10 protein-coding genes are annotated in these 14636 nt (G+C 37.2%); all 10 read left to right on the top strand.

The window, feature by feature from the left end; genetic code table 11:
• Positions 1-50 precede the first annotated feature (50 nt).
• The 10 genes from G7062_RS08235 (at position 51) to G7062_RS08190 (ending at position 14636) form a co-directional block, all read left to right on the top strand.
• Entirely contained in the window at positions 51-500 is a 450-nt protein-coding gene (locus G7062_RS08235; protein WP_166065435.1) for a PTS glucose transporter subunit IIA, read from the top strand.
• Between the two features lie 12 nt (positions 501-512).
• Positions 513-1343 carry a PRD domain-containing protein gene (locus G7062_RS08230; RefSeq protein WP_166065434.1) on the top strand — a complete coding sequence of 277 codons (831 nt, stop codon included), beginning with the start codon at positions 513-515 and terminating at the stop codon, positions 1341-1343.
• A 110-nt stretch (positions 1344-1453) separates the two neighbouring features.
• The gene (locus G7062_RS08225; protein WP_166065433.1) at positions 1454-2845 is read left to right on the top strand and encodes a PTS transporter subunit EIIC; all 1392 of its coding nucleotides are present in this window, start codon (positions 1454-1456) and stop codon (positions 2843-2845) included.
• Between the two features lie 2 nt (positions 2846-2847).
• The gene (locus G7062_RS08220) at positions 2848-4302 is read left to right on the top strand and encodes a M81 family metallopeptidase (RefSeq protein WP_166065432.1); all 1455 of its coding nucleotides are present in this window, start codon (positions 2848-2850) and stop codon (positions 4300-4302) included.
• A 74-nt stretch (positions 4303-4376) separates the two neighbouring features.
• Entirely contained in the window at positions 4377-5762 is a 1386-nt protein-coding gene (locus G7062_RS08215; protein ID WP_166065431.1) for a Xaa-Pro peptidase family protein, read from the top strand.
• The gene (locus G7062_RS08210; RefSeq protein WP_166065430.1) at positions 5762-7162 is read left to right on the top strand and encodes a glycoside hydrolase family 1 protein; all 1401 of its coding nucleotides are present in this window, start codon (positions 5762-5764) and stop codon (positions 7160-7162) included. Before G7062_RS08215 ends, G7062_RS08210 begins: the two co-directional genes overlap by 1 nt.
• A 188-nt stretch (positions 7163-7350) precedes the next feature.
• Positions 7351-9075, top strand: coding sequence for a restriction endonuclease (locus G7062_RS08205; RefSeq protein WP_166065429.1), 1725 nt, complete (start codon positions 7351-7353; stop codon positions 9073-9075).
• 144 nt (positions 9076-9219) lie between these two features.
• A complete protein-coding gene (gene dcm / locus G7062_RS08200) occupies positions 9220-10521 on the top strand; it encodes a DNA (cytosine-5-)-methyltransferase (protein WP_166065428.1) in 1302 nt (433 codons plus the stop codon).
• On the top strand, positions 10508-11977 hold the full coding sequence (locus G7062_RS08195; protein ID WP_166065427.1) for an ATP-binding protein: 1470 nt from the start codon (positions 10508-10510) through the stop codon (positions 11975-11977). The genes dcm and G7062_RS08195 overlap by 14 nt, the downstream gene beginning before the upstream one ends.
• Positions 11964-14636, top strand: coding sequence for a Z1 domain-containing protein (locus G7062_RS08190; RefSeq protein WP_166065426.1), 2673 nt, complete (start codon positions 11964-11966; stop codon positions 14634-14636). Before G7062_RS08195 ends, G7062_RS08190 begins: the two co-directional genes overlap by 14 nt.

Raw genomic sequence — 14636 nt, 5'->3', positions numbered from 1 at the left:
GGAATACCTACGACAGTTTTGCTTGCTCTTTTTGTATTAGGAGGAATCGAATGAAAGAGATGATATACAGTCCATTGGATGGGGAACGTGTTCGCTTAGAAGATGTAAGTGATCCGATGTTTGCTCAGAAGATGCTGGGAGATGGAATTGCGATTATTCCAAGTAGCGGTAAAGTAGTAGCTCCGATTGCAGGTGAGGTTATTATGCTATTCGAAACTCATCATGCAATTGGAATTCGAAGTGAGAAGGGAGTTGAGGTGCTGATTCATATTGGAATTGATACGGTAACCTTAGAAGGAAAACCATTTAAAGTGTTCGTTGAAGTTGGTGAGCATGTAAGTGTGGGGACCCAGTTAATAAATGTTAATCTTGATTTAATTCAATCTGCTGGGTGTGATACGGTAACACCAATTATTTGTACCAACTATAAGCTAGATTGGGTTGGGGAAACAGAAATCGTCAAATGTGGAGATGAAATATTCCAAGTTACGATTGAATAAGGAGTAATCATAATGATTATAAAAAGAATCTACAATAATAATGTCATTCTTGCTTCTGATTATAATGGCAAGGAGGTTGTTCTCCTGGGAAGAGGCATTGGTTTTCAATTATCCAAAGGTGATGCAGTTATTATGGATCGAATTGAAAAGCGGTTTGAATTGGATGGAGAAGAACAATTTAGATTTCAAGAATTGGTAAAAGATATGCCGACAGATTATATCAGTCTTGCTGACGATGTCATCATGTTTATAAAATCAAAAATATCAGAACCACTTAACGACAGCATCTATACAACATTAACCGATCATATCGCGAACTTAGCAGAGCGTATTCAAATGGGAATCGTGTTTGATAACTCGTTATTGTGGAATATCAAACAACTCTATCCTGTAGAGTACGACATTGCCACAGAAGTTGTGAAGATGATTTCGGATACGTTGGATGTAAAGATAGACAAGGATGAGGCTAATTTTGTTGCCTTACATATTGTCAATGCAGAAACGAACACACGAATGATGGAGATTTACGCTATTACAGAAATTGTAAGTCTCATTAATGATATCGTCGACACACACTATATCAATCTGGATAAAGAAGGCTATTCGTATCAAAGGTTTATGACGCATTGTCGATGGTTTGCACATCGTGTCTTAAATGAAGTTCCAAAACAGGAATGCAATCAGAGAAACAAAGACACGTTGATGCTACTTAATCAGCAATATGAGAAAGAATCTCAGTGTTTGCTGGAAATTAATAAAATACTAAAAGATAAGTATTCGTATGATGTAAAGGTTGATGAGTCGTTGTACTTAATGATGCACCTTGTCAAACTAACAACATAGGTTTCACTATCATAAAGGAGGTGGTTAACGATACTCAGATTGGATAGTTACAGTGCGGCTGGCTAAACCTCTTAATTACAGCTACGGCTTGTGAAAAGGAGAAAATTCAAATGAAGTACAAATTATTATCAGAACAAGTGTTAAAGAATGTTGGTGGGGTTGAAAATATCTCACACATTGAACACTGCGCAACAAGATTGAGAATTCATTATAAAAACAAAGATAAGATTAATGAAGATGCCATTAAGGAAATAGAAGGTGTCGTTGGAACAATTAATAAAGGTGATCAAATTCAGGTTATTATCGGACCCGATGTTCACGTAGCATACAATGATTTTTTAGAAGTCTCGAAATTTAATGAAGTTATCGTTAAAGAAGAAGTGAAATCGACTGAAGAAAAATCTGAGAAGAAGATTATGCATTATGTTAATGCTGTCGGAAACTTCTCTGCAGCCGTCTTTATGCCAATTGTTCCGGCCCTTATCACGGGTGGGTTAATTCTTGTAATTCGTAATTTACTGATTAACTACTTTGGTGTAAGTATGGAAAGTGGTACTGCTGAAGTATTGACGGGTATTTTTACAGCTGCATTTATGTATATCCCTGTATATCTCGGATATACAACAGCGAAACGACTAAAAATGGAACCAATCATGGGAGCATTACTGGGAGCGTTCATTGTAAGTCCTGCAATCAGTGGCGTCGAAGGGTTGGACTTCTTAGGGATTGCCATTCCAACCGTTGATTATGGCAGCAGTATTCTTCCTGTAATCATGGGTGTCTTCTTAATGTATTATGTAGACAAATTATTCACAAAAATTCTACCGGAAGCGATTCGTTATTTCTTAAAACCTCTTTTAACGATGATTGTGGTAGCACCGATTACGATTATTGTTTTGGGGCCAATTGGAACACAATTAAGTGGTGCAGTAGCGAATGGAATTGTTTGGTTAATGGATACTGCTGGGTTTATTGCAATGCCAATTCTTTCAGCACTTTATCCTTACATGGTTATGCTTGGTATTGATAAAGCCATAACACCAATTGGATTCCAATCTGTAGCAACACTGGGTTATGATCCAATTACAGTTGTTATGGGATTCATCTCTAACTTATCAGTTGGCGCAACAGCACTTGCTGTCGCATTCGCAATGAAAAAAGATAAAGGGAAACGTGGTGTTACTGCTTCAGCAGCCATCACAGGTATCTGTGGTGTCACGGAGCCGGCTTTCTATGGTGCCCTTGTTATGAGACCAAAAGTTCTTATTGGTACGGCAGCAGGTGCTGTGAGTGCAGGTCTGATTGCAGGAATCTTTGGACTTAAGAGCTATGTTATGGGATTTTGTCCTGGTATTCTTACAATCTTATTCTTCTTAAATCCAGATGGCACAATGACCAATTTAATCGTAGCACTTGTCGTTGGTATTGTTGCAGTTGTTGTCGCATTTACAGTCACAACAATCATCATTAAGAAAGATAAAACATTAGTGGTGGAGCAATAGTCATGAAAGTACTTGTTGGACAATTTATGACCGAATCCAATGCCAATATTCCCGCCCGTTGTCAATTGGAAGACTACGAGTTGGCATTTGGACAAAAGTGTATTGATCGCATGCGTTGTCGCGACGTATTTGAACGCAACGGTGTTGAAATCGTACCGTCTATTTATGCAAACTCAGGGTCAGCAGGTATCATTGAAAAGAATGCATACACATACATTCATAACCGTCTGATCCGAGACATTAAAGAGAACATGGATACGTTGGATGGAATATTCCTTCATCTTCATGGTGCAAGTGAGGTCGAGGATTTGCTGGGCGGATCGGGTGATCATCACATTCTTCAAAGCATTCGAGATTTGGTAGGTGACTATTTACCGATTGCGATTGTCTGTGATCCACATGGGAACTTGTCGCAAGCATATGTCGACAATACAACGATTATTCGCAGTTATCGTGAGACACCCCACACAGATATGGACGATACGGTTAACGGTGTTGCGAAATTGTTAATTGATACCATTCAGTCACGCAACTACACAAAACCAGTTTATCGAAAACTTCCCCTCATCTTAGGTGGGGAGCAAAGTGTATCCAAAGACGAACCAGTAAATTCAATCAATCACTTTCTCAATGAGATTGAAATGGATCCGCGAATCATGAGTTGTTCATGGCATGTAGGATATCTGCGTCATGATACAGATGTTGCCGGTTGTGGTGTTGTCGTTGTGCCACGTTCATTAGAACACACAGCGTACGCATCGCAGCAAGCAGATTTAATCTATGATTTTATTTGGGAACGTCGTCATGAATTCCATTATACGGGGACAACAATGCAACCCGATGATGCACTGCAGGCTGCCATTGAATTTGAGGGCTCGCCAGTATTTGTCACTGATTCTGGGGATAATGTAACCTCAGGATCACACGGTGGGAATACCTTTATTTTAAGACAACTTTTGAGTCATGAAAATCGAAATAGCAAACGCTATCTTTTCGCATCGATTCATGACGAAAGCACATTGCGTGAACTTTTAAGTCATGAACTCCATTCACAAATTCAAATAAATCTTGGAATGGGATTCAATGATCTCACCGAGTCTGTTCCGTTGGATGTGATCTTACTAAGCAAAGGAAGTCTCAAAGGCGGTTTCTATGAAACTGAGAATTCGGATGTTGTCGGTGACTGTGTTCTTGTTCGTGTTAAGGATACCCTTATAGATATTGTTGTTGCCGACTGTAATGCACCATTTTGTGAAGAACCACAATTTGCGAGTGCTGGTGTATCATGGAATGACTATGATGTCATTGTTGTTAAACAAGGGTACATCTTCCCAAATCTTGAAGCAAATTCAAAGTGGGCAGTCATGTCACTCACGGATGGCCCAACACCTCAAGATACAAAAGCAATTCCTTTTAAACGCATTATGCGTCCAATGTTCCCAATCGATAATATTTAACGAGTTCAGCAATTGGCTGAATCAGTCGATTGCTGAATCGAGTATGTTCATAGTAAATTTTAGGAGGTAAAGATTTGATTACGTTAGAAAAAGTAAACCAACCAGAATTAGAAGTCGGTTTAAAACCGGTCATGATTACAGAGGCGACGATTCGTGAACGGTTAAGCAAGGTCGTCAAGAAGATGAAAGAAAAACAACAAGATGTATTGGTGATTTATGCCGATCTTGAACATGGCGGTAACTTTGAATATCTTGCTGGATTTGTGCCGCGATTTGAAGAAGCACTCTTAGTGCTCCATCAAAGTGGTGAAGCCTATATGGTTCTTGGCAATGAAAACTTAAATAAAGCATCCAAAGCACGGATTGCTGTAACACCTGTTCACATGCCACATTTATCATTGCCAAACCAACCCATGTTTGAACAACGAACAGTTGCAGATATTTTAAGTGACTGCAAGTTGGGTGAAGCGAAGGCAATTGGACTTGTAGGATGGAAGCAATTTACCAGTACATCCGAGGATAATCTTGGTATTGTTGATTTGCCATATTTTATTGTTGAAGCATTGCGGACTGTTGCACCCCAAGCAATAATTACCAATCAGACTGCAATTTTCATTGGTGAGCATGGTGTACGACAAACGAATAATGCAAACGAACTGGCTCACTATGAATTTGGTGCTGCATTGGCTGGTAACAGTATCCTCAATGCAATGAATGCACTTGAAGAGGGTGTGTCGGAAATGGATGTTGCATCCCACTTGGATGCGTATGGACAATACCATAATGTTGTCACGATACTGGCATCCGGTGAACGTTTTATTGATGCAAACATTTACCCAACTGATAAACGCATTGCGATTGGTGACGCAATCTCAATGACAACAGGCTTCAAGGGTGGATTACAGAGCCGTGGCGGCTATGCAGTTTCAAATGTGAGTCAATTACCCAACCACGCAAATGACTACCTAGAACGCCTTGCAATACCGTACTATCATGCGGTAACAACATGGGTTCAATCAATTGAGTTGGAATCAACAGGTGGATCGCTGTATCAAACCATTGCGCAAAATTTCCCTCAAAAAGACTATGGGTGGTATCTTAACCCAGGACATCTCTGCTCAGACGAAGAATGGATGGCTTCCCCGATATACCCTGAATCATTTGAAAAGATAAAAAGTGGGATGATCTTCCAAATTGATATTATCCCATCCATAAGTGGTTATGCGGGCGCAAGTTGTGAATCTGGAATTATGCTCGCAGACGAAAGTCTTCGAAACGCTATTGCTACCGACTACCCAGAGATGTGGCAACGCATTCAAGCACGCCGCCAATACATGATTCATGAACTGGGTATTAACCTGCCAAAACATGTTCTTCCTACAAGTAATGCAACGCTTTATTATCGACCATTGTTACTCGATAAAGATCGCGCACTTCGCATTGTAAAGGGGGAACAATAATGTCAGAAAAATTCTTATGGGGTAGCGCAACCGCAGCTTATCAATGTGAAGGTGCGTGGGATGCAGATGGCAAAGGATTGGGTGAATGGGATGTCTTCAGTCATGGCAATCCCTTAAATATTAATGGAGCAACAGGAGATGTTTCCTGTGACTTCTATCATCGATACGAAGAAGACATAGACCTGATGAAAGCGTCAGGTCAAAATACCTATCGCTTTTCAATTTCATGGGCGCGTATTATCCCTGAGGGGATAGGTGCGGTTAATCAACAAGGCATTGATTTCTACAATCGTGTCATAGATTACTGTCTTCTCAATGGTATTGAGCCGAATGTCACACTCTTTCACTACGACCTACCCAATGCTTTAGCAGAGCAGGGCGGTTGGGCGAATCGCACAATTGTTGATGCATTCGCTGAGTATGCAAGAGTCTGCTTCAAGGCATTTGGAGACCGCGTAAAGCTGTGGGTCACCATCAACGAATTAAGATACTATGCGTATTGTTCCAACATTGTAGGAAACTATCCACCCAACCACAAACAAGACTTCCAACGTTATTTCACGGTCATCTACCATGAAGTGCTGGCAAGTGCGAAAGCAGTCAAAATCTATAAGAGTCTTGAATTAAAGGGTGAGATTGGTATCGCCCATGATAGTTGTAATGTTGAAGTTGACACGATCACGAAGAATCCTGAGCGCGTGAAACTCATTGCAGAGAATTTCTACAACAATCTCATACTTGATACCGCAATTAATGGTGTATTACCAGCATCACTAATTCTTCAACTCCAAGAATTTGGTATTGATACATCCTTCATGAAATTTGATGATACTTTCGATTTTAGGGAAGGGACTATCGACTTCCTAGGCCTGAACGTTTACAACCGCTATTATGTAACTGATTCAAGTGATGAACCAACTGAAGTATTCCACAATAATAAAGGTGCAGGTTCTTCAATGAAAGAAGGAATCCGCATCAAGGGATGGTTCGAGAATTCATTTGATCTTACAACACAACGCAACTTATGGGGACGGGAAATCTATCCACAATGTATGTATGATACACTCTTTGATATCAAGAATAAGTATGGTGATATCCCAGTTTATATTACAGAGAATGGTCACGGTTGTTATGAAACAGCAGATGAGAACGGTTATGTCGAGGATGATGAGCGCATTGCGATGATGCAAGCATACATTGATAAGATGTTGGAAGCTAAGTCAGAAGGCTGCAACGTTAAAGGGTATTACGCTTGGTCAACGATGGATCTCTATAGCTGGGTTAATGGTTATGAGAAACGTTATGGGCTTGTGCGAGTTGATTTTGATGATAAAAGACTTCCTAGATATCCAAAGAAGAGTTTCTACTGGTATAAGGAACTAGTTTCAAGCATCATTTAGTTTCAAACAAAAAGTCATTTGTTCAAAACGAACAAATGACTTTTTTTAAAAATTCGCAGATGTAGTATGAATCGATGTGCTTTTTCTATTTGAATTACAAGAATACGCGCTTTTAGAGCTTCATTTGAGAGACGCTTTTTGGTATAGTTTATATAAGATTAATACAACTGATAAATAGGAGAGGGAAAATGGCAAATTACGAACGAGAGTTAATACACGACGGTCTGAATAAATACCGAGTGGTCAAAGGAAAATCAAGGAATGAAGTTAATTTAAAATGTGATGCTATTCAGGCGCAATGGGACGAGCAATGGCTGAGAAAAAAGGAAGTTGAGAAACAAAGGAGTAAGAAAGAAAAGTCAAGAAAATTGATTGAGGATAAAACAGAAATTGCAAAAAATAAAACTGCAGAAGCAGAGATGATAATCGAAAAATCACAGTCCCTCTTACATTCAAAAGATAAGCTTTTCTTCAAGTGGAATAATCTCTACGACAATACTGAGTTTGAAGAAGAAGACCCATTCTTGCCTCCGAGAGTGAAGAAGAACAAGTTGAAATTAGTCAACATTCCAAGAAAACCAGTGTCAACTGATGAAGTTTTCAATGCGAAGATGAGTATTTTTACTAAGTTAAGTAAGAAGAAAGCAAATGATCACGCGAAGCGTAATCAAGATAGATTTGCTGAAGCGCTTTCTCAATGGACTATCGCAAAGAACGAAGCTGATAAGATCAATAATAGAATGGAAGAGGAAGAGAATAGTAGAATAGCAAAAATTCAAGATTCTAATAAGGCAAAGTACAAGAAGGAATTAAAAGAATGGAAAGATAGAAAAAGGCAGTTTGAGTCAATAATAAATGAGCAACACAAAGGAATTGATATCTTTATTCAAAAGCATAAAGAAGCAGATAGGGATACAGTTGTTGATTTTGTACTCGAGACGTTAGATCTTATTAATTATCCAATTAGTTTTAAGCATAAATACGATGTGGAATTTGATCCGGAGTCAGGGATTTGTGTAGTAGATTATTACTTTCCTGTGATTGAGGATATGCCCACTCTAAAGTCGGTTACATATATTAAATCTCGTGATGATTTTAAACAAACCATGATATCTAAGACGGCTCTAAATACTCTTTATGATGATGTTGTGTACCAAATAGTTTTATTAGTATTTGAACGCATTTTCGGTAGCGAAAGTTATGGGAAAATTAAATCGATAGTCTTGAATGGTAGGGTTAATACAATTGATAAAACAACTGGAAAGAGAATTGAACCGTGCATCTTGTCTGTAAAGGTAAATAGAAGTGAGTTTAATAATCTAGATTTGAAAAATATCGACGCCAAGGCTTGGTTCAAGAGTGCAAAAGGCGTGTCAGCAACAAAAATTGCTCTTATTACTCCAGTAGCCCCAGTTATGACAATTTCTAAAAATGATAGCAGATTTATCGATTCATACTCTGTAACTAGTGAAATGAATGAAGAAAGCAATTTGGCTGCTATGGATTGGCAGGACTTTGAAAATTTGATTCGAGAAGTTTTTGAACAAGAATTCAATGCTAATGGTGGTGAAGTCAAAATCACTCAATCGAGTCGAGATGGTGGTGTTGATGCAATTGCATTTGATCCTGATCCAATCCGAGGAGGAAAAATTGTGATTCAAGCAAAGCGATATACAAATGTAGTAGGTGTCGCAAACGTTCGTGATTTATATGGAACTGTGATGAATGAAGGCGCAACCAAGGGGATTTTGGTAACAACCGCTAATTATGGAAATGACTCTTATGACTTTGCTAAAGACAAACCAATCACATTATTGAACGGTGCTAATTTGTTGCACATGCTTGAAAAGCATGGACATAAAGCAAGAATTGACATTTCCGAAGCAAAGGAAATCATGAGAGAGAAAATTTAGTACTTATACAGATGAAATAATATTCTTCGATGAGTAAAAACGATTTGGTATTTTATTGTGTTTTGTTAATCAGTAATGGGATAAATCGTGATTTAGCTTTAATAGTGTGATTTAGATTTAATAGAGATGAGGGTAAGGTTAATTGTGAGAATTGTTGAGACATTTTCGGGTATTGGTTCTCAGAGACAGGCACTTGAAAACATAGGGATAGATTTTACTGTATTAGCTACGGTTGAATGGGAAATTGGCGCAATCATCGCATACCATTTAATGCATCATGGAAACAGAATTGATGAAAATATAAAGAGAATGAGTAAGGAGGAACTCATTGATAAACTTAGAAATTTGACACTCTCAAATAATGGAAAAAATCCAATTACTGAGAGATCACTTGTTCAAACACCCGTTGAAAAATTAAGACTTTTATATCAAGCAATAAATGGAAGCGAAAAGAAACACTTTACAGATATTACTAAATTGAGTGGAAAAAGTTTACCAAAGGAAATAGATTTGTTGACTTATTCATTCCCGTGTCAAGATCTGTCTGTCGGTGCTGCATTTCATAATTCCGGAAATAATGGTATCCAAAAAGATGGAGGAACAAGATCCGGGCTATTGTGGGAAATAGAAAGAATCCTAGAAGAGCGCATAGATTCCAATTTGGAATTACCTAAATTCTTACTCATGGAAAATGTTATGCAAGTATTTTCTAAAACTCATAAAGAAGATTTTACATTATGGTTGAATAAATTGGAAAGTTTGGGTTACTACAATCATTTTTCATATGAGGATGACTCCAAAAAATGGTTGTTAGATGCTTCGGAATTTGGTCTTCCTCAAAAAAGACGACGTGCGTATATGTTAAGTATAAAAATCGATAATAATAAAAAAGTAAAAGAGGAAATTGAGACCTATTTGCTAGAAGAAAACAATTTAACAAGACAAAATATTCGTGTTCAAAAGAAAATTGATGAATTCATATATTTGGATAAGTACATTGATGAGCAAATTCTGGTACATCCCAACTACACCCGCAGTAGAAAAAAAATACATGGGGTAATCAAAGAAAAAACCAAGACATACAACTCAATAGGAAATCCAATTATAGTTACATATGATCCAGAAACAAAAAAACAAGAATTCACTGGTGCTATTGCTAGAACAATTACCACAAAACAGGATCGAAATCCTAATGCAGGTTTAATCGAGACAAAGTGGGGATATGAAAATAAGAGACCTTACAGATACCTAACACAACGTGAATGCTTCGGACTAATGGGTTTTCCTAATTCACAGTTCGATAAAATCAATAATGAGAAAGTAAAGGGATTAAGTGGGGAGAAGACATACAAGCTAGCAGGGAATAGTATCTGTGTTCCAGTTCTTGAGGAGATTTTTCTCGCAATAGATCACATAGAAAAGAGGATTCTTAATGGAAACAAGTAATGATTTACTTTTACTTCCAAGTGCATCGAATCTGATTGAGAGCATCCGTTCAATTGGTTATACATTCGAGACAGCAATGGCCGATATTATTGATAATTCGCTAAGTGCTAATTCGCAAAATATTAATATTTTTTTACTGTCATTCGAAGGTTCACCGATGATACAAATTTTTGATGATGGTTTTGGAATGAATCACGATCAGTTAATTAATGCTATGCGTCTTGGCAGCAAGAATCCAACAGAAACGCGTGCTAAGGATGATCTTGGACGATTTGGTATGGGTTTAAAATCAGCTAGTTTTTCTCAGTGCAGACTTCTTACAGTATTAAGTAAACAAGGTGAGCATCTTGAGGCACTGCAGTGGGATTTAGATTATGTACTTCAAACTCAAGAATTTAACGTTAAACTGCTTTCAATGGAACAAATTCATCAAATTCCGAATGTATCAACCCTCTTAGACAAAAACTCTGGAACCCTAGTGATGTGGCAAGTATTCGATAGAATTAAACATTCTTCTGTGAATCAGCAAACAGAGTTAGAGGAGCAAATGGGTCTAGCAAGTGAACATATATCCCTTGTATATCATAGGTTATTAGGAAATAGATTAAAAATCAGTATTAACGGACAGGCAATATCTCCTAAGGACCCCTTTTTACGGTCTCATCCAGGAACACAAGAACTACAAGAGAAAAAAATAGTTGTCGACGGAGAAGAATTATATTTATCACCTGTTGTAATTCCACACTATTCAAATTTGTCGCCAAATGACAAAAGACAAGTGGGCAAAACAAATGAACATTATAAATCCCAAGGATTTTATATTTATAGAAATAAACGACTTATTGTTTGGGGGGATTATTTAGGTCTTAACTCCAAATCTGAATTGGCAAAGAATCTCAGAATACAGGTTGACCTTCCAAATTCACTTGATTATCTTTGGGAACTCGACATTATGAAAAGTCGAGCGACTGTACCAAGTAAAATTAGGAAAAATCTCTTATCTGCGATAACAGATGGAGAAAATGTTTCTCGTAAGGTGAATACTCATAAAGGAAGGCAAGAATTGACTAAAGATGACACTTTTTGGAAACTCTTGGATACACGTGAAGGAACATTTTTTATTGAGATGAATTCAGAGAATGGTCTCATTAAACAATTTGAAAATGACCTTTCAAAAGAACAATCACTAATTTTTACCACTATTACAAAAGGGTTAGAAAATAATCTCCCTGTTCAAGCACTTTATTCAAGAGTGGCAAATGGATCTGTTCAAAGCTTTGAACAAGAAAACCTAATGAAAGAACTAGAAGAATTCATCGAAGATTCAAATCTCTTAGGTATAGGAAATCAAAGAAGTTTATTGATGGGTTTGAAGAAGATGGAACCATATATGTCAAACGATGAAGCACAAAAACGACTTTCACTAGAATTGGAGAAAATACATGAAAATAATTGAATTATTTGAGAGATTTATAATGACCAGTATTGGTGAAAATACAATTAAAACCGAACCGGAGATTATTGAACTTGCTGAAGATTTCCGCAATATGAAGCGATTTGAGGCTTTAGGTGATGCTGACTATACTAGGATCGTTGAACATGCAATAAAAACTATTCGCGTTTCAATGGGTGATAGTGTTACGGTTGAAGGGAAGGATAAGATATCTCCTTGGATTCACGATTTCTATAAAGATAAAAGTTATACACGATGGGAACGATATCGTGACTATCTGAAACTAGAGAAACACTTTCCGTTGGCCGTCATGCAAGAAATGCAAACAAATTTATACAAAATAATGGATTTGGCTGGTAACCCAAATACAGAAGGGACATTGGAAAGGAAAGGACTAATCGTAGGGGATGTTCAGTCTGGGAAAACAGCAAACTATGTTGGATTAATGAATATTGCGGGTGATGTACACTATAAGTTAATCATCGTTTTAACTGGAACTACAAATACACTTCGTGAACAAACCCAAATTAGAATCGAAGAAGGACTTGGGAGAAAAAATGTTGGTGTAGAGGTTACTAAAGATATAAATTACCAGCTTGCTACACCTACCTATATAACGAGTAGAACAGGAGATTTTACTGTCGGTTCAGCCAGAAATATTCAGCTATCTGTTGACTCGCAAAAGGGACCGGTTGTTATTGTTACAAAGAAAAACTCCACATCACTCAAAAATATTAAAAAGTGGTTGATTGAATACAGCAAAAACGAACATAACAGCAAAATTGATTCTTCACTTTTGTTAATTGATGATGAAGCTGATTTTGCAAGCATTAACACAAGAGCGCAGGAAGAGACACCAACTGCAATTAACAAAGCAATCAGAGAAATTCTAGTTCTATTTAATCGTAATAGTTATATTGGCTTTACTGCAACACCTTTCGCTAACATCTTTATTAATCCGAAGAATGATGAAGAAATGGACTTACAAGACTTATTTCCAAAGGATTACATATACGTATTAGGTGAGTCAAGTGAGTATATTGGCTTACAATCTATGTTTTCAGATGATGAAGAGGTTGCAATTCATAGTGGTATGGTTAAAGAGATGGAACACTCTAAAGAAGACGATACACTACCGTTAAAACATAAAAGAGATTACAATTATACGACTCTTTCACCAACTCTAAAACACGCAGTCAGATTGTTTTTTATTGCAAATACTATAAGGGATTTACGTGGAGCGACTACCACACATCGGTCAATGTTGATTAATGCAAGTCGCTTTGTCCTTATTCATGACAGAATTAAAGTTGCGGTGTTGGAGTACGTAAATAAACTACAATTGCATATTAAATTATATGGGAAAGGATCCGCCTTGCAACATAACTCGGATTCGATTATCAGTGCAATGCGGGAAAGTTTTGAAACTGAATATACAGAAACTAGCGGGTTTAGTTTTGAACAAATTCTACAGAATATGCATGAATCAGTTCATAGAATTACTGTAGAGGTAGTTAATGCGCAAAATAAAGGTCTTAATTATGAAGTTGGAGCAGAAGAGGGTGTTCGTGCTATCATAATTGGTGGTTTCTCTTTAGCTCGAGGACTGACATTAGAGGGATTAATTATTAGTTACTATTACAGAAACTCAGTTATGTATGATTCATTACTACAAATGGGTCGTTGGTTTGGCTATCGCAATAATTATGCTGACTTATGTAGAGTATTTATGACTTCAAAAGTTATTGATGATTTTAAGTTTATCGCAACAGCCACAAGAGAGTTAAAAGATGATTTACGTGATAATTCTTTAAAAGGTCTTACCCCTATGAACTTTGGTATCAAAGTTAGAAGCGGACAGACGGGACTAATTATTACTTCAAGAAATAAAATGAGGAATAGCGGGGCAATAACCGCAAAAGCAAATTTCAATAAGGATATTTTAGAGACTACAGTATTCAATGTTTATGATGAAAATATTATTTCTCATAACGTTCGGACCATCAACAACTTCCTCAATAAAAACCAGAAATATTATTCAGAAGAGCTGTACCCTAAAGAAAAGAGTAGGAAAATTGGCAAAGGCTTAAAGGACATTAAAAAATCATCAATCATAGAATTTTTAGATGAATACAGTGTTGTGGATACTGCTTCGCGATTTGATCGAAGACTCATTATAAATTGGCTCGAAAAGAATGATATGGAGGAGTTAGAACTCTGGGATGTCGCCTTCGCGCAGGGTGAGTCTAAGATTGAATATACATTAGAAAATGGAATAGCTGGTCAAGCGTTGGAGAGAAAAGTTATTGAGCATACAATTTCAGAAGGAATTTTTAAAAATTCATCGTCTAGATTAGGAAGCCCTAATGATGGTCGTTATGGTCTGACAGATAGCCAAGTAGAGATAATAGAGGATGAGAGAATAAGTAAGGAAAAGAGTATTCCGCAACGAAATTATTTTAGTGCCAGTATTAATAGAAAACCAATCTTAATGATTTACTTCATAGTACCAAAATTCAAGGATAAAATACTCGTAAATAATCCGATTCCATTAATTTCCGTAGGTATTCCAGATTTAGGTACAGGGCGGACACAGTATATTGATTATACTGTTAACACGATATATCTAGAGTCAGATGAATTAGAAGTGGAGGATGAATAA

This window comes from Erysipelothrix sp. HDW6C, from assembly GCF_011299615.1.
Taxonomy (GTDB): Bacteria; Bacillota_I; Bacilli_A; order Erysipelotrichales; family Erysipelotrichaceae; genus Erysipelothrix.
Note: the sequence above shows the minus strand (reverse complement) of the source record. Positions and strands in the feature narration are given on the sequence as shown.